The following is a 14464-nucleotide window of genomic DNA, read 5'->3' as shown; positions in this document are numbered from 1 at the left end:
ACAACTCGAACGTCTTGAAAGGAGGGCTGCGTGCATATCGACCACCACCGTCAGCGCGGCCCTGTCCCTGCCCTGCGAGCTTGCTTGCAGGGCTGACCAGAGACGGTCCGGGTTCTCCCGCTTCGATTTTCTTGGTCTGCCCTTCGTGGTGCTGCAACGCCTGTTCTGATGGCCAGCCTGCGCACCGTCAAAGTGCATCGAACCGGAGTTTTCCTCCGGGCAGACCAGAGAAATCCAAATGGCCCTGATCAGCCTCAAATCCCTCGGCGTCACCATGAGTGCGCCGCTTTTCTCCAATCTCGACCTCACCATCGGCGCCGGCGACCGTCTCGGCATCGTCGCCGCCAACGGCCGCGGCAAGTCGACCTTGCTCAAATGCCTGACCGGCGAGACCGAGCCGACCACCGGCGGCATCACCCGCACGCGCGGCCTGCGCATCGGCCATGTCGAGCAATCCGTTCCGCCTGCTCTCCTCGACCGCACTTTCCACCAGGTGGTCGCCGACGCCCTGCCAGACGAGCAGGCTGAAAGCGAGCTGTGGCGTGTCGACGTGGTGCTCGACTCCCTCGACGTGCCCGAACCGATGCGCGAACGGCCGATGCAAGCCTTGAGCGGCGGCTGGCAGAGGCTGGCGCTGATCGCCCGCGTCTGGGTCACCGATCCCGACGTGCTGCTTCTCGACGAGCCGACCAACCATCTCGATCTCGCCAAGATCAGCCAGCTCGAAACCTGGCTGAATGCGCTGCCGCGCGAAGTGCCGGTGGTGATCGCCAGCCACGACCGGGCGTTCCTCGACGCCACCACCAACCGGACGCTGTTCCTGCGCCCCGAGCAGTCGCCGGTGTTTTCGCTTCCCTATTCGCGGGCGAGACAAGCGCTCGACGAAGTCAATGCCTCGACCGAGCGCAAATTCCAGCGCGACATGAAGGTGGCGCAGCAATTGCGCCGGCAGGCGGCCAAGCTCAACAACATCGGCATCAACTCGGGTAGTGACCTGCTGACGGTCAAGACCAAGCAGCTCAACCAGCGCGCCCAGCGGCTCGAGGCGGTCGCGGCACCGGCGCATCGCGAAAGATCGGCGGGCGCGATAAGGCTCGCCAATCGCGGTACACATGCCAAGGTGCTGATCACGCTGGACGACGTGGCGATCGAGACGCCTGACGGCACGCTGCTGTTCAGGACCGGCAAGCGCCATATCTGCCAGGGCGACCGCATCGTCCTGCTCGGCCGCAACGGCGTCGGCAAGTCGCGGCTGATCAGCCTGATCAGAAATGCCATCGTCGAACCGGAGACGGCAGTGCAAAGCGTGAAAGTGACGCCGTCGACGGTGCTCGGCTACAGCGACCAGGCGCTGTCGGGCATCAGCGGCGAAGACACGCCGCTGGCGATGCTCTCGCGCAGCTTCGATGTCGGCGAGCAGCGGGCCCGTTCGCTGCTGGCGGGTGCCGGCGTCAGCATCGACATGCAGGAGCGCAGGATCGGCGTGCTGTCGGGCGGACAGAAGGCGCGGCTGATGATGCTGGCGCTCAGGCTCGCCAATCCCAATTTCTACCTGCTCGACGAGCCGACCAACCATCTCGACATCGACGGCCAGGAGGCGCTGGAGGCGGAATTGCTCGCCCATCAGGCGAGCTGCGTGCTGGCCTCGCACGACCGCTCCTTCATCAGGGCGATCGGCAACCGCTTCTGGCTGATAGAGAAGCGGCGGCTGGTCGAGCTCGACAGCCCTGAAGATTTCTTCCGGGAGGTCGCCCGGACGGCGGGTTGAGTGATTGGCGGCAGGATGTCTGTCGAGGATCTCTGGCAGGTGTGATCTGACCACAAAGGGGCCGCTTGCTCAGCTGAGCGGCCCTTCTGAATGCCCTTCATAGGGTGGAGCAATAACGCCTCGGATGGAGATAGACACTTATGACGACGTTTCGACGCGTCAGCGCGACCTTCAGATCACAAGGATTTCGTATCACACTATGAGACGCTTCCTTGACTTCCGAGACGTATCATGCGATGGTACGTCTATAAAAGACGGCAGCAGATGATCCGTTCGTTCAAGGACAAGACCAGCGAGGCGGTTTCGAAAGGCAAGGCTCCGAAGGGCTTCCCCTCTGATCTTGTTCGTTCGGCTCAGCGCAAGTTGTTCATGATCGACAACGCCGCTGAACTGGCGGACCTGAAGACGCCGCCCGGCAACAGGCTTGAACCGCTGAAAGGCAATCGTACCGGTCAGCATTCGATCCGCATCAACGATCAGTTCCGCGTCTGCTTTCGGTGGGTGGACGGGCAAGCAGAGGATGTCGAAATCACCGACTATCACTGAACTAGGGCTCGATACCACGATGCACGACGCATGATCATCGCTTTCCTTGGCAATTAACTGTTGTCAACCGCTCACTGCCAGGAGCTTGTAATGTTGTACTTTGACACCCCGATCCACCCCGGAGAAATCCTTCGAGAGGAATTTCTTGTTCCGCTTCGTCTGAAGCCTTACACGCTGGCCAAAAAGCTGCATGTTCCGCGCACGCGCATCGAGCGCCTGGCCAGCGAGACGACACCGGTAACTCCCGACACCGCGCTGCGTCTTGCCAAGTTCTTCGGAACAACGCCGCAGTTTTGGATGAACATGCAGTCCAGTTACGATCTCGCGGTAGAGGGCGAAGCCAAGAAGGCGGAACTCGACGCAATCGAGCAGATGGAAGCTGCTTGAGATCATCGACAGCGGAGTGAATCCGGTCCTGCGGAAAAAAATTCCGGCGGTCTGTCGGATCATGGCCGCGCGCCCCGTCCTTGGGATGCCGACACGGTGATGCCGGCGCCAATCGAGGAGAGAGCATCATGTCCATTCTGTCATCCGTAGGTCGCATCGCGACCCGTTACTCGGCGGCTCGCGCCCGTTATCGCAGCGAGCGTGCCATCCTTTCGTTGCCGATCGAACTGCGCAAGGACATCGGCTGGCCGGAAATCGTCGTTGACGCACAGAACAGCCCGCGGATCGGCCTGGCTCCTTGATAAGGACCGGCCGTCGCACGCTCGGCATCAAAAAACAGCATCGGCCATGTAGGATCGCCGCTGCCTCATTCGTCCTGTGGTTCGCAACGCCCAACCAAAGAGGAGCAAGACATGAACGATCAGCCCCAGACCCAGCCTGCCGCGAAAGTCCTCGGTGGATTGACGCCCTACCTTCAGCTGGACGGCGCCTTCAAGGCTTCAGAATTCTATCAGAAGGCCTTCGGCGCCGAGCAGGTCTTCTTCTACCCGCCGGACGAGCAGGGCCGCACGATGCATATCCACCTCCACATCAACGGTTCGACCTTGATGATTTCCGACTTCTATCCCGAGCACGGCATGGCCGCGGTGAAACCGCAGGGCTTCACCATGCAGCTCCATCTCGGCAGCGACGACATCGACGCCTGGTGGAAGCGGGCGGTCGAGGCGGGCTGCACCGTTGGCACGCCGCTGCAGGTGATGTTCTGGGGTGATCGCTGGGGCCAGCTGACTGATCCCTTCGGCGTAGAGTGGGCGATGAACGCGCCGGTGAAGGCAGCGTAGCGCCTTCCTTTCCTTCTCCCCGTGCGGGAGAAAGGAAAATCCAACCCAAGGAGGAGAACCACAATGTCCTATGTCGATGGCTTCGTACTCGCCGTGCCCAAGGCAAATCTCGATGCCTACAAGAAAATGGCGCAGCTCGGCGGCACCGTCTGGAAGGAGCATGGCGCGCTCGCCTATGTCGAATGCATAGGCGACGACGTGCCCTATGGCGAGGTCACCTCGTTCCCTCGCGCCGTGCAGGCCAAGGACGATGAGGTCGTCGTCTTCTCATGGGTCGTCTATGAATCCAGACAGAGCCGCGATGCGGTGATGGCCAAGGTGATGGCCGATCCGCGCCTGAACGGAGAGCTATCGGCGATGCCCTTCGACAGCAAGCGCATGATCTTTGGCGGCTTTCAGCCCTTCATGGAGCTGTAGCACCACCCAGGGTAGGTCGAGATTGAGGTCAGGCCGAGTCGAGAATGGTGGTTTCCGAGAACCGGAACGGAGCGTACGTTTAAGTACGTGAGTACCGGAAGCACAGGAAACCGCTGTTCGCAGGCCGGCCTCACCTCAATATCGGCCTACCCGAGCCGGTCAAGCAGCGGCTTCAGCCGGTCGCCATAGCGCTTCCACAGATCGACCGAGCCCTGGTACATCGGCTGGCGCACTTGCGCCGCCGAGGCTGTGCGCACGGGACGGTCAGTCTCGTGGAACGACAGCACTCTATCGTCCCACGGCAGGCCGAGATGAGCGATCAGCGCCCGCGTCTGCCCTTCCTGGTCGGCAACGAAATCCTCGTAGCGCACATCGTGCACGACACCGGGCAGCACGCTGTGCCAATGCGCCATGATGTCGGTATAGAGATTGTGGAAGTCGGCGAGCTCGCCGAGATCGTAGCCATAACGGTGAGTGTCGCCGCGGAAATGCACCTTGTAGATCGACAGGCAGGTCGCCGCCGCGTCGCGCACGCAATGGATGATCCTGGCCTTCGGCAGCATCAGACGGATAAAGCCGATAAATAGAAAGTTGCCTGGCATTTTGTCGGTGACATGGCGGACATGCGGATAGCGGGCATGCAGCATATCGAGGTAGGCCTGTCCGGCATCGGCAAAATCCGTGTCGGGTACATCGGATACGCCCCAGGGAAAGCCACCTGGCATGGTTGACGGAAACTGCTTGCCGACCACCGTCTTCAAAATACTGAGCTCGCCGGCGCCATAGACCTGGGGATGGCTGGCGATGATCTGTTCGACCAGGGTCGTGCCCGAACGCGGCATGCCGACGATGAAGATCGGCGCATCGTCGGCGGTTGGGCTTGGCTTATGCTTTTCGAAGAAGCCGGCGTCGAACACCGATTTCATCGCCTCGAATTCGGCCCGCGTCCTCACCGGATCATAATCGATGCCCCTACGGCGGATGGCATTGCCTTCGGCGAAATAATCAAAGGCGCGCGGGTAATCTTTCAGGTCGTCATTGGCTTTGCCGAGGCCGAAGGCAAGCTGCATGCGCGCCAGGCTGTCCTGCGGCGCCTTGGCATGCTGCGCCTCCATGCCGGCAAGCTCGGCGTCGCGCTCTTTCTGGCGCTTGACCTGAGTCAGCATCAGCCAGGCCCGCGCCAGGCCGGGATTGACGGTCAGCGCCTGGCGGAACAAGTCAGTCGCTTCGTCGAGCTTGCCCTTTTCCATCAGCCCGACGCCCAGCCCGTGCAGCAGGTCGGCGTCCTTAGGCCGGATCGTCAGCGCTTCGCGGAAGATGGCAAGCGCCTCATCGAGCCGCCCGGCCTCCTGTAGCGTTTCGGCAAGCCCGATGCGGGCGCGAACATGGAACGGGTTGCGACCGATGGTGCCGCGATAGATCTCCTCTGCGTCCTCGAACTGTCCCATCTGCTTTAGCGACGAGCCGAGATTGTCGCGCGCCGCAAGCTGGTCCGGGCGCAGCGCCACCGCGCCACGGAAGAAATCGACGGCTGCACTGACACGGCCGAGGTCGCGCATCACCGTGCCAAGGTTGTTGAGGAAATCCGGGTTCTTGGGTTGCAGGCGCACCGACTGTTCGAGGAGATCGAGGCCTTCGGCGCTGCGCCCGGTCTGGTGCAGCAGAAGCCCGAGAAAATGCGCCGCCGCCGCGTGATTGGCCTTCTGCGCCAACACCTGCCGGTAGAGCATCTCGGCTTCCTGCCGGCGCCCCGCCTGATGCAATTGCAGCGCCTGCTGCACGCGCTGGTCGAGCCCCAGCGGCGGTTGTCCGCCTGAGCCGAAATTGGCGCCCGTGCCTGCCGGTCTTCTCTGATCTCTGTTGATGGGAAACCTGCCGTGTTTTGTCCGCCTGCCGCGATCTAGGCCATCGGCGCGGCAGGTTCAAGGGTCCATAGGCCAGCTTAGAGACTGTTTCGAAATTCGCTTAGCGAGTCATATGATGGTGGTTTCGAGAACCGGAGCGCAGAAAACGCCATCAGATGGCCGTCAGAGTAGAATTCCAAACGGTCTCTTACCGGAAATCGGCTTGGGTCAATACATACATGTTCCTGCGGCCGTGCGAATAGGCTTCGCGCGCAACATCCTGGATCGACGAGCGCTCCGCATCGAACGCGCTGAGATACTCGGCTTCCGCCCCGCTCGTGGCCGTTGCCGCCGAAAGCGCTGCAATCTCCAAAAAGAACGGCACTTCGAACATACCGTCATGGCCGACAAAACGAATGCGCTTGGCAGCAGCGTCGTAGGAGCGGCTGCGGTTGGGAAAATTGAGCGTCACACTCAAGCTCCTTGGTTCGTGGCAAAGCCGGCGCACATTGGCAAAGCCGGCTATGTCAGATCAGGCGGTGGGTTTCGGCGAGCTGACGCGCCCGCCGCATCGTGCCGTCGGTGTCGGCAATCCTGCGCCTCGCTGCCTCATCACTTCTTATCGTCAGTCGCGCCGAGATGACCTTTATGGGCTTGGTGATCGGCTTGATTGTTGCGGTCGGGCCATCAGGCGTTTTCACGGAAACCATGGATTTTCCTTTCAGATATAAATAAAAATCAATGCCGGGATCAACTTTTCCGGCAAAATCTCAAACAATTCTTTTGAAGAGTTTGGACCGTATCATCATTCTACAAATATCACTAGAAAAGTAATTTCGTCGCAAGATCGGCACTGGGCAGGAATCTTCTTGAATAAACCGCAATTTTGGATTAATGAATTGAAATCGTTTTTTGGGCCAAGCTTGGCATCTCGCGGCGTCAGAGGTTCTCGACCCGCCAAACTCATTCCAGATCGCCGATACCCAAATTGCCGATACAGGGACGTACGGTACTTAAGTCCCGGTGCCGCAAAGCGGGCACTACTTTGTCGGAATCACGCCGGAACGAGACTTCGAGGCACGAGAATGTCTGGCCGAACTACCCATTCCATCGCGCATTTCGAGGCGCCCTTCATGCTTGTCGGCCTGGAGGGAAAGCTGCCGGCCGGCGACTACGACATCGACCACGATGAGGAGCTTATCGATGGCATGTCGTGGCTTGCCTGGCGCCGTGTCGCAACCTTCATCCATCTGCCGGCAAGGGCAGTGAAAAGCCAGACCAGCCAATTGGTTGCCATCGACCTTGCCGAGCTCGAAACCGCGCTGAGGCGGGACCAGGAGAATGCCGCATGATCCGCTTCCAGCAGAGCGCGCGTCCACGCACCGACACGCCTGCGCATCGTTTCGCGATCGGCCAGACCGTTCGCATGAAGAGCCGCACCGGCCTTGTCCAGAAGACCGCGGAGCTGTTTCAGATCAAGAGCAAATTGCCTGTCAAGGACGGCTCGCCGCAATACCGCATCCGCAGCGACGAGGAGACCCATGAGCGGGTCACCACGGAAGACAATCTCGAAGTGGCCGACAATCCGAGCACCTAGATCTTCGTCAATCGCCACCACCACATTCATCAATCACGAGGATCAAAAAATGGCCAAGGGTCAACAGCGTAGCAATCGCGAGACACGCAAGCCCAAGAAGGACAAGGCGGCGGCAAAGCCGGCTTCACCCTTCGGCTCGGCCGTCAAGCAGGCGGAACCCGGTTTGAAGCCGAAGTCCAAGGGCTAGCGCTCCGAGGCGCCACGCGAGCCTCACCATGCTTGAGCACCTGAGCGGCTTTGGTGCACCCGCAGGACTGCGGCGCCGCAACACGGAGGCGTGCTTGAACTTCGTCGTCGAGTTCTACCGTTCGCGCAACGCCGACGAAGCGATGCTCGACAGGGTGTCAATCGAGGCGCCGAACCTGCGCGCCGCCCTGCAGGGCGCCACCGAGCTGTTCCGCTCGCTGGCGATGCCGCAGATCCCGGACCGCCTGCGCATTTCCGACGAGGACGGCAGCGAGCTCTATGCCGGCCCGGCCGATGGAGCGTATCAAGCGGACCGATGAGCAGCACTGCATTCATTCAGCCACCACGCGGATCCAATTAAATATCACGTAACGTCGAAGCCATATAAGGTTCCGCTGGAACCGGGGCCGATCGCGGTTGGCTGCCCGGCAGGCCGCGCGCGAAATCGTCGCTCGCGCCGAAGGCAGGGAGGCGCACATGGACAGGCCGCGCATCATCGTGACTGCGGTGGTGCTGGCCTTGCTCGGCGCTACAGTACCCATCGCGGCGATGTTCCACTTTTCGTGGGTCCTGGCGGTTCAAGAAGAACATCAACGGCTGGATCTGTTCGCCAACCGCGCGATCGCCAGGGCCAGCATATCGCTCAAGGACGCAACCGACGCGTTGCATGAGATCGACCGATTCACTGGCGACCGCTGTTCGGTGGGCCACATTGCCCGCATGCGGCAGCTCACCATCAACACCCGCTCGATCGAAGAGATGGGCTACTTCGAGAACGGCCTGCTCAAATGCACCTCCTGGGGGCAGACCGAAGGACGCGTTGCCCAAGCCGCACCGGATTTCACCACCGCGGACAGCGTTGCCGTCACTGCCCGGATACAGCCGCTGGCCAACCAGGGCCATCCGCTGATGGCCCTGCAGTACAAGCACCATAATGTCCTTGTCGACCCCCTGCGCTTTGTCGACATTGTCGTCGATCCCGACATTCAACTGGCCCTGGCGACAAACACGGGCGTCTTGCTCAGCGCACTGAACGGGCCTGACCCAGCCCGCATCGGCAAGATCATCGCCGCCCCAGGCAAGGGGCTGGATAACGGTCATCTGTTTGCCACGGCGCGCGGGACGGACTGGATCGCGGTTGCCACCGAACCGGAAAGCCAGATCGTGGACAGCGTGCGCAGGCGTCAATTGCTGCTGCTTCCTCTCGGTGCTTTCATTGCCGCTTTCATCATCGGCATGGTCGCCTGGTTGTCGCGGCGGCGGCTGTCGCCGCTTGGAGAATTGCAGATTGCTGTGCGCAAGCACGAGTTCATCGTCCATTATCAGCCAATCGTCGAGCTCAAGACCGCCAATTGCGTGGGTGCGGAAGCACTGGTGCGCTGGAAACGACCGGACGGCTCGCTGGTCCGGCCCGATCTTTTCATCCCGCTGGCCGAAGAGAGCGGTCTGATCGCGGCAATCACCGATCAGGTCATAGCCCTTGTCGTTTTGGACCTAAAGAAGCTTCTTGTCGCCAATCGTTCTCTCCACATCGCGATCAATCTGAGCCCGGCCGACGTCAGAACGGCAAGGGTCCTTCCGGTCATCGAAAAAGCCCTGCAGCATACCGGAATTCACGCTCGGCAGATCTGGCTGGAGGCGACGGAGCGCGGTTTCGTCGACATCGATTCAGCACGCTCGACCGTCATTCGCGCCCGCGAGCTTGGCCATGCGGTCGCGATCGACGACTTCGGCACAGGCTATTCGAGCCTATCCCACCTTGAGGGCCTGCCGCTCGATGCGCTGAAAATCGACAAATCGTTCATCGACACGATCGCTACGGATTCCGCCACCAGTTCCGTCACGCCGCATATCATCGACATGGCCAAGACGCTGAAGCTGAAGGTCATTGCCGAGGGCGTGGAGACGCGGGCACAGGCCGACTATCTGATGGAACATGACGTCGATTATGGCCAGGGCTGGCTGTTTGCCAAACCCATGCCCGCGGCGGAATTCATCGCCTATTGCCGCAAGATGAAGCCGCCGGCGCAAGGACAGAACGTGGAGCACTATCTCCCCCGGGATCGGGGGAGATAGAACCCTTAGCGCCTCAACAGGGACCGTCTTCGACGATCCGATAATCGGCGGCACGGGCCTCGCATGCGTTGGGGAAGGTGCGCAGGTCGCCACGGCGGCGTCCACAGACAGGGGCATATTCGCGGGTGCAGAATGTCTGCTCCTCACCGCCACCGCCACCACTGTCGCGGCACTGGCCGTCGCGGATGATGCGGTATCCGGCCCGTTCGGCAAGGCAGGCATTGGCGAAGGTCTGGCGGTCGCCGCCACGCCGGGCGCAGACCGGATCATATTGCTTTGTGCAGAATTGCGGCCCAGGCATTGGCGGACGGTAACCCGGTCCTTCGTCCACCACCACCGCGGTACAGGCCGCAAGAACTGCCGACAGCAACAGGATTGCAAAACCCTGCCGCGAGAAGATTGCCGCAAGAAATTTCATAACTTTACCTCCCTCGAGCCCCGCTCCAATGCATGTCGCCCAAAAGCTGCCCACGGGCCTGACCCGAGGAAGCGCAGCGGTTTTGGATAACGACATGCACAAAAATGCAAAACGCGTTCCACTCCAAGCCGATCCTCGCCATTCCACCGCCAAATGCAACCCTTGTTTGCAAGCTCCCAACCCGCTGGGCCATACGAGGCCGGGCTCTGGCCGATGACCGAGCGAAGAGCCGGGTCTATCGATGCCATGCGCCGGAACGCGCCCATCGGGCGGCAGCCGGGACGCTACCTTGCAACCATCACGTTTCCGTGCGATAAATTTTGTGTTCGGGCATTTGCGACCCGGAGAGCGGAACGTTTTGGACGACCTTTCCCCGATACTGTGAATCTCTGACGGCCCCGTTTTTCGGCGGGGGGTTTTGACCATGCGCCAATGCATGACTGCCGAAGCAACCACCGGGACTTGCCCACGGCTCCAGGCGGCGGGCAAACCACAAGACTGACACGGGTGAAGGAGTTTCCCCAATGGCCCAGACCGGCACCGTTAAGTTCTTCAACGCAACCAAAGGCTTCGGCTTCATCACGCCAGATGACGGCGCCAAGGACGTGTTCGTCCACATCTCTGCGATCGAGGCTTCGGGCCTGCGCACGCTCGTCGATGGCCAGAAGGTCACCTTCGACGTCGAGCCTGACCGGATGGGCAAGGGGCCGAAAGCCGTCAATCTCCGCGCCGACTGAACCGTCGCGCGCACGTCCGCTCGGACGCGCGCGGACTGTGCCTGAGGTCTCCACAGGCCTTATGCCGGCTTTCAGCGCCGGATCCGAGTTTTCGAAGGCGCGGCGCTTTTCGTCGCGCCTTTTTTCGTGCCGGAGGGGGCAATCCGACGCTTGCAAAACTTTCTCTTGCCGATGACGCTAAAATAAACGACAAATTTCCACTCGGGCATTTGCCGGCCCGAGACTGGACTTGATGGGATCAAAGGAGCTTCCCATGCCGCAGACCGGCACCGTCAAATTCTTCAATCATGCCAAAGGCTTCGGCTTCATCACGCCGGATGATGGCGCGAAGGATGTCTTCGTCCATATTTCGGCCGTGCAGGCGTCGGGTCTTCCCGGTCTTGAGGATGGGCAGAAGGTAACATTCGACACCGAGCCGGACAAGCGCGGCAAGGGTCCGAAAGCCGTCAATCTGTCGATCGGCTGAGCCGGGATCGAGACAGCACCGGACGGATTTCCCAAGGCAGGTCCGCTCGTTGTTGAGCGTGCAATAGTTGTGGCTCGCGCCATGCCTGATCGATGAGTGCCCGACCGGTCCCAGCCCGCCAAGTTCGTTCAGCCCCCGTTCAGCCACGGTCGCCTATTAGCCTTCGATAAAGCCGGACCGCATCCCCAAATTACACGGGCCGGCACGAAGGAGACCGACATGAACCGAATTTTCAAGACCACCATTCTGTCCGCCGCGATTGTCGCGACCACGCTTGCGACCTCGCCAGCGGCGAGCGCCGGTGAGTGGCGCCACCGGCACCACCATCGCGGCAATGGCAATGGTGATGCGATCGCGGCAGGTGTCCTTGGCCTGGCGGCCGGCGCCCTGATCGTTGGTGCGCTCAACAATCCGCAGCCCAGCTACTACGACCCCGGCTATAACGATTATGATCGTTATCCGCGGCCCGCCCCGGTGCGCCGCTACTACGCGCAACCGCAGGTCGCCTACAATGAAGGTTACGCCGAGCCATGGACCCGTGGCTGGTATGAGTATTGTTCGGACCGTTATCGCTCGTTCAATGCCCGCACCGGCACGTTCACCGGCTATGACGGCGAACAGCATTTCTGCACCGCCAACTAATGCATGTCGCCCAAAAGCAGGTCCACGGGCCTGACCCCGGGGGTGCATAGCGGTTTTGGGATAACAACCTGCACAGAGACAAAGCCGTAAAGCGCAGCGCTTTAAGGCTCCCCTGCCCCAAAAGCGTTATCCGTGTGGCCAGCGCTTTTTGTTGTCGCATGTGTAAGACAATAGCCCGATGCGCGCTTCACCAGGCACCGACGCAGCGCGCTTTAGATCAGGAACGGATTGCCCCGGCGCTCCTCGCCAAAGCGACCGCCGGGACCATGGCCGCAGATGAAGCCGACGTCGTCGCCGAGCGGCAGAAGCTTGTCCTTGATCGACGCGATCAGCGCGGCGTGGTCGCCGCCCGGCAGGTCGGTGCGCCCGACAGATCCACGGAACAGCACGTCGCCAACATGGGCGAACTTCGCAGCGCGATTGTAGTAGACGACATGGCCGGGCGCGTGGCCGGGGCAATGAAAGACCTCGAACGCGTGCTGGCCGAATGAGACGGTATCGCCTTCGTTGAGAAAGCGGTCGGGCACGCAATTGCGCACCGGATCGGTGATGCCGTAGAGTTTCGCCTGGTTCTCGAGATTGGCAAGCAGCGGACGGTCGGCCTCGTGCGGGCCGATGATCTCGATGCCGAGCGCCGCCTTCAGGTCCATGGCGCCGCCGGCGTGATCGATATGGCCATGCGTGATCCAGATCGCGCCGGCATTGATCGCATTGTCCTTCAGCACCGCCAGCACCTTGTCGATGTCGCCGCCCGGATCGACGACGACGCCTTGTCTGTCGTCCATGTCGAAAAGGATGGTGCAGTTTTGCTGGAAGGCCGTAACCGGCACGATACCGGCATTGAGCTGACCCATGATCGTCCTTTCCCCATGTCGCCCCCTGATACTGTGTCGCTCCTGATGTAGAGACACATGCAAACGGCGTCCACCACTGGCACCGACACAAAAGAAATGGGCGGCCGAAGCCGCCCATGCGAAAGCCCGAAAACGCCAGGCTTATTTCTTCATCGCATTCATGACCGCGCCGATGATGCCGGTCAGAATCGCGCCACCGCCGGCACCGCCGATGATGTTTTGCAGATTGAGCGCACTGCCCAATCCGCCCGTTGCCGCTGCCGCCGCTGCCGGATCAACCGTGCCACCGCCGAGCAGGCTACCGAGGATGGCCGCGCCGCCGACGCCGCCAACGGCGCCGCCAAGGATCTTGGGAAGCTGACCCATTGCCGCCGTCTTGATCGCCGCGCCAACTGCCTGACCACCGATGATACCCGTAATCACCTGAATAATGATCGGAAGAAGCGTGTTCATGTCCATATTACCAGTCCCTCCATAGCTGCCAGCCTCCCGGGCCGACAGCATCATGAGACGCCGAATTGGACGAAAGTCAAATGCAGAAGTGCTTAAATAAAAGGGGCGGCCCGAAAACCGCCCTTACTAGTTAAAAAAGCTGTGACTTTCGTTATTCTGCAGCGATCGCATGCTTGGGTTGAACGGCCGCAGAATAGTCGTTCATCAGAGTCTTGGCGATTTCACCCACCTCGAATCGGTATGGACCGATCTCAGAAACGGGCGTCACCTCGGCAGCCGTCCCGGTGAGGAAGCACTGCTGGAAGCCTTCGAGCTCTTCGGGCATGATGGCGCGCTCGATCACCTCGAAGCCGCGGTCCTTGGCAAGACCGATCACCGTACGGCGGGTGATGCCATCGAGAAAACAGTCTGGGGTCGGGGTGTGGATCTTGCCGTCCCTGACGAAGAAAATGTTGGCGCCGGTCGCCTCCGCAACCTGGCCGCGCCAGTCGAGCATCATGGCGTCGGCATAGCCCTTGGCTTCGGCGGCGTGCTTGGACATGGTGCAGATCATGTAGAGGCCGGCGGCCTTCGATTTCGACGGCGCGGTGCGCGGATCGGGACGGCGCCATTCGGCCAGATCGAGACGGATGCCCTTCAGCTTCTGCGCCGGATCGAAATAGCTCGGCCACTGCCAGATGGAGATGGCGCAGTTGATCCGGCTGTTTTGCGCCGAAACGCCCATCTGTTCGCTGCCGCGCCAGGCGATTGGCCGGACATAGGCATCCTGGAACCCCTGCTTCTTCAACAGCGTGCGGCAGGCGTCGTCGATCTCGGCAACCGAATAGGGGATCTTGAAGCCGAGCAAGCGTGCCGATTCGTGCAGGCGCTCACTGTGGTCGGTCAGTTTGAAAATCTCGCCGCCATAGGCGCGCTCGCCCTCGAACACCGCGCTGGCGTAGTGCAGGCCATGGGTCAGCACGTGGACCTTGGCGTCAGCCCATTTGACGAACTCACCGTTGATCCAGATAAAGCCATCCATTTGGTCGAAGGGAACGGATGCCATGTTAACCTCCCGCGGGCGGCCGCCCGCATATCATTGTTTTTCGTTTCAGCCGCACCGGGCGGCCCGTTTCTTCAAAGCCTAGAGTGTCTTCAAAGCGTAGGCGGATATATAAGATCTGGCAAACTCAGGAAGTTCCGGAAAAACGGCCTTCCCTTGCCTTTTCGTTCGCAATCCGCCGAAAAGCTT

21 protein-coding genes are annotated in these 14464 nt (G+C 61.0%); 14 read left to right on the top strand and 7 right to left on the bottom strand.

The features are described from left to right. Positions 1-238: 238 nt before the first annotated feature. From AC0L26_RS01175 to AC0L26_RS01150, 6 genes are all read left to right on the top strand, one after another. Positions 239-1768 carry an ABC-F family ATP-binding cassette domain-containing protein gene (locus AC0L26_RS01175; protein ID WP_473630872.1) on the top strand — a complete coding sequence of 510 codons (1530 nt, stop codon included), beginning with the start codon at positions 239-241 and terminating at the stop codon, positions 1766-1768. 264 nt (positions 1769-2032) lie between these two features. Then, entirely contained in the window at positions 2033-2314 is a 282-nt protein-coding gene (locus tag AC0L26_RS01170; protein ID WP_473630871.1) for a type II toxin-antitoxin system RelE/ParE family toxin, read from the top strand. 90 nt (positions 2315-2404) lie between these two features. Further along, entirely contained in the window at positions 2405-2701 is a 297-nt protein-coding gene (locus AC0L26_RS01165; protein ID WP_352961278.1) for a HigA family addiction module antitoxin, read from the top strand. A gap of 128 nt (positions 2702-2829) precedes the next feature. After that, complete coding sequence (locus AC0L26_RS01160) at positions 2830-3003, top strand: hypothetical protein (protein WP_473630870.1); 174 nt, start codon at positions 2830-2832, stop codon at positions 3001-3003. Between the two features lie 111 nt (positions 3004-3114). Next, positions 3115-3543 carry a VOC family protein gene (locus tag AC0L26_RS01155; protein ID WP_473630869.1) on the top strand — a complete coding sequence of 143 codons (429 nt, stop codon included), beginning with the start codon at positions 3115-3117 and terminating at the stop codon, positions 3541-3543. Positions 3544-3606: 63 nt separating this feature from the next. After that, positions 3607-3960: a DUF1428 domain-containing protein gene (locus tag AC0L26_RS01150; RefSeq protein ID WP_473630868.1), complete on the top strand. Its 354-nt coding sequence runs from the start codon at positions 3607-3609 to the stop codon at positions 3958-3960. 146 nt (positions 3961-4106) lie between these two features. On the opposite strand, the gene AC0L26_RS01145 is transcribed toward AC0L26_RS01150, so the two are convergent. The 3 genes from AC0L26_RS01145 to AC0L26_RS01135 all read right to left on the bottom strand — a co-directional run bounded on the left by AC0L26_RS01145 (position 4107) and on the right by AC0L26_RS01135 (position 6514). Then, the gene (locus AC0L26_RS01145; protein WP_473630867.1) at positions 4107-5690 is read right to left on the bottom strand and encodes a tetratricopeptide repeat-containing sulfotransferase family protein; all 1584 of its coding nucleotides are present in this window, start codon (positions 5688-5690) and stop codon (positions 4107-4109) included. 322 nt (positions 5691-6012) lie between these two features. Beyond that, positions 6013-6276, bottom strand: a complete 264-nt coding sequence (locus AC0L26_RS01140; RefSeq protein WP_473630866.1) for a DUF1488 family protein — start codon at positions 6274-6276, stop codon at positions 6013-6015. Between the two features lie 55 nt (positions 6277-6331). Next, complete coding sequence (locus AC0L26_RS01135; protein WP_473630865.1) at positions 6332-6514, bottom strand: hypothetical protein; 183 nt, start codon at positions 6512-6514, stop codon at positions 6332-6334. A 375-nt stretch (positions 6515-6889) separates the two neighbouring features. Between AC0L26_RS01135 and AC0L26_RS01130 the strand changes: the two genes are divergently transcribed. The 5 genes from AC0L26_RS01130 to AC0L26_RS01110 all read left to right on the top strand — a co-directional run bounded on the left by AC0L26_RS01130 (position 6890) and on the right by AC0L26_RS01110 (position 9663). Continuing rightward, positions 6890-7156: a hypothetical protein gene (locus AC0L26_RS01130; RefSeq protein WP_473630864.1), complete on the top strand. Its 267-nt coding sequence runs from the start codon at positions 6890-6892 to the stop codon at positions 7154-7156. Beyond that, positions 7153-7401, top strand: a complete 249-nt coding sequence (locus AC0L26_RS01125; protein WP_473630863.1) for a hypothetical protein — start codon at positions 7153-7155, stop codon at positions 7399-7401. The genes AC0L26_RS01130 and AC0L26_RS01125 overlap by 4 nt, the downstream gene beginning before the upstream one ends. Positions 7402-7450: 49 nt before the next feature. After that, positions 7451-7588, top strand: coding sequence for a hypothetical protein (locus AC0L26_RS01120; protein WP_352933565.1), 138 nt, complete (start codon positions 7451-7453; stop codon positions 7586-7588). Between the two features lie 94 nt (positions 7589-7682). Beyond that, complete coding sequence (locus AC0L26_RS01115) at positions 7683-7907, top strand: hypothetical protein (protein ID WP_473630862.1); 225 nt, start codon at positions 7683-7685, stop codon at positions 7905-7907. A 157-nt stretch (positions 7908-8064) separates the two neighbouring features. Continuing rightward, positions 8065-9663 carry an EAL domain-containing protein gene (locus AC0L26_RS01110; protein WP_473630861.1) on the top strand — a complete coding sequence of 533 codons (1599 nt, stop codon included), beginning with the start codon at positions 8065-8067 and terminating at the stop codon, positions 9661-9663. A gap of 13 nt (positions 9664-9676) precedes the next feature. Here the strand turns inward: AC0L26_RS01110 and AC0L26_RS01105 are convergent, their stop codons facing one another. Then, on the bottom strand, positions 9677-10081 hold the full coding sequence (locus AC0L26_RS01105) for a Kazal-type serine protease inhibitor family protein (protein WP_473630860.1): 405 nt from the start codon (positions 10079-10081) through the stop codon (positions 9677-9679). 524 nt (positions 10082-10605) lie between these two features. Here AC0L26_RS01105 and AC0L26_RS01100 point away from each other — a divergent pair. The 3 genes from AC0L26_RS01100 to AC0L26_RS01090 all read left to right on the top strand — a co-directional run bounded on the left by AC0L26_RS01100 (position 10606) and on the right by AC0L26_RS01090 (position 11926). After that, positions 10606-10818 (top strand): cold-shock protein, encoded by a 213-nt coding sequence (locus AC0L26_RS01100; protein ID WP_023799871.1) that lies wholly within the window; start codon positions 10606-10608, stop codon positions 10816-10818. 253 nt (positions 10819-11071) lie between these two features. After that, on the top strand, positions 11072-11284 hold the full coding sequence (locus AC0L26_RS01095; protein ID WP_006202521.1) for a cold-shock protein: 213 nt from the start codon (positions 11072-11074) through the stop codon (positions 11282-11284). 219 nt (positions 11285-11503) lie between these two features. Continuing rightward, complete coding sequence (locus AC0L26_RS01090) at positions 11504-11926, top strand: BA14K family protein (protein ID WP_473630859.1); 423 nt, start codon at positions 11504-11506, stop codon at positions 11924-11926. Between the two features lie 212 nt (positions 11927-12138). On the opposite strand, the gene AC0L26_RS01085 is transcribed toward AC0L26_RS01090, so the two are convergent. The 3 genes from AC0L26_RS01085 to AC0L26_RS01075 all read right to left on the bottom strand — a co-directional run bounded on the left by AC0L26_RS01085 (position 12139) and on the right by AC0L26_RS01075 (position 14278). Continuing rightward, entirely contained in the window at positions 12139-12780 is a 642-nt protein-coding gene (locus AC0L26_RS01085; protein WP_473630858.1) for an MBL fold metallo-hydrolase, read from the bottom strand. Between the two features lie 141 nt (positions 12781-12921). After that, on the bottom strand, positions 12922-13239 hold the full coding sequence (locus tag AC0L26_RS01080; RefSeq protein ID WP_352933549.1) for a hypothetical protein: 318 nt from the start codon (positions 13237-13239) through the stop codon (positions 12922-12924). Between the two features lie 145 nt (positions 13240-13384). Beyond that, positions 13385-14278 (bottom strand): branched-chain amino acid aminotransferase, encoded by an 894-nt coding sequence (locus tag AC0L26_RS01075; protein ID WP_473630857.1) that lies wholly within the window; start codon positions 14276-14278, stop codon positions 13385-13387. Between the last annotated feature and the right edge of the window lie 186 nt (positions 14279-14464).

The organism is Mesorhizobium sp. WSM4823 (genome assembly GCF_055811195.1).
This window is presented reverse-complemented; position numbering and strand designations above follow the sequence as displayed.

Excerpts from the sequence above, each read along its gene's own strand:
- AC0L26_RS01175 (WP_473630872.1), top strand. The coding sequence starts at position 239 with ATGGCCCTGATCAGCCTCAAATCCCTCGGCGTCACCATGAGTGCGCCG.
- AC0L26_RS01170 (WP_473630871.1), top strand. The coding sequence starts at position 2,033 with ATGATCCGTTCGTTCAAGGACAAGACCAGCGAGGCGGTTTCGAAAGGC.
- AC0L26_RS01165 (WP_352961278.1), top strand. The coding sequence starts at position 2,405 with ATGTTGTACTTTGACACCCCGATCCACCCCGGAGAAATCCTTCGAGAG.
- AC0L26_RS01160 (WP_473630870.1), top strand. The coding sequence starts at position 2,830 with ATGTCCATTCTGTCATCCGTAGGTCGCATCGCGACCCGTTACTCGGCG.
- AC0L26_RS01155 (WP_473630869.1), top strand. The coding sequence starts at position 3,115 with ATGAACGATCAGCCCCAGACCCAGCCTGCCGCGAAAGTCCTCGGTGGA.
- AC0L26_RS01150 (WP_473630868.1), top strand. The coding sequence starts at position 3,607 with ATGTCCTATGTCGATGGCTTCGTACTCGCCGTGCCCAAGGCAAATCTC.
- AC0L26_RS01145 (WP_473630867.1), bottom strand. The coding sequence starts at position 5,690 with ATGCTCTACCGGCAGGTGTTGGCGCAGAAGGCCAATCACGCGGCGGCG.
- AC0L26_RS01135 (WP_473630865.1), bottom strand. The coding sequence starts at position 6,514 with ATGGTTTCCGTGAAAACGCCTGATGGCCCGACCGCAACAATCAAGCCG.
- AC0L26_RS01130 (WP_473630864.1), top strand. The coding sequence starts at position 6,890 with ATGTCTGGCCGAACTACCCATTCCATCGCGCATTTCGAGGCGCCCTTC.
- AC0L26_RS01125 (WP_473630863.1), top strand. The coding sequence starts at position 7,153 with ATGATCCGCTTCCAGCAGAGCGCGCGTCCACGCACCGACACGCCTGCG.
- AC0L26_RS01120 (WP_352933565.1), top strand. The coding sequence starts at position 7,451 with ATGGCCAAGGGTCAACAGCGTAGCAATCGCGAGACACGCAAGCCCAAG.
- AC0L26_RS01110 (WP_473630861.1), top strand. The coding sequence starts at position 8,065 with ATGGACAGGCCGCGCATCATCGTGACTGCGGTGGTGCTGGCCTTGCTC.
- AC0L26_RS01105 (WP_473630860.1), bottom strand. The coding sequence starts at position 10,081 with ATGAAATTTCTTGCGGCAATCTTCTCGCGGCAGGGTTTTGCAATCCTG.
- AC0L26_RS01100 (WP_023799871.1), top strand. The coding sequence starts at position 10,606 with ATGGCCCAGACCGGCACCGTTAAGTTCTTCAACGCAACCAAAGGCTTC.
- AC0L26_RS01095 (WP_006202521.1), top strand. The coding sequence starts at position 11,072 with ATGCCGCAGACCGGCACCGTCAAATTCTTCAATCATGCCAAAGGCTTC.
- AC0L26_RS01090 (WP_473630859.1), top strand. The coding sequence starts at position 11,504 with ATGAACCGAATTTTCAAGACCACCATTCTGTCCGCCGCGATTGTCGCG.
- AC0L26_RS01085 (WP_473630858.1), bottom strand. The coding sequence starts at position 12,780 with ATGGGTCAGCTCAATGCCGGTATCGTGCCGGTTACGGCCTTCCAGCAA.
- AC0L26_RS01080 (WP_352933549.1), bottom strand. The coding sequence starts at position 13,239 with ATGGACATGAACACGCTTCTTCCGATCATTATTCAGGTGATTACGGGT.
- AC0L26_RS01075 (WP_473630857.1), bottom strand. The coding sequence starts at position 14,278 with ATGGCATCCGTTCCCTTCGACCAAATGGATGGCTTTATCTGGATCAAC.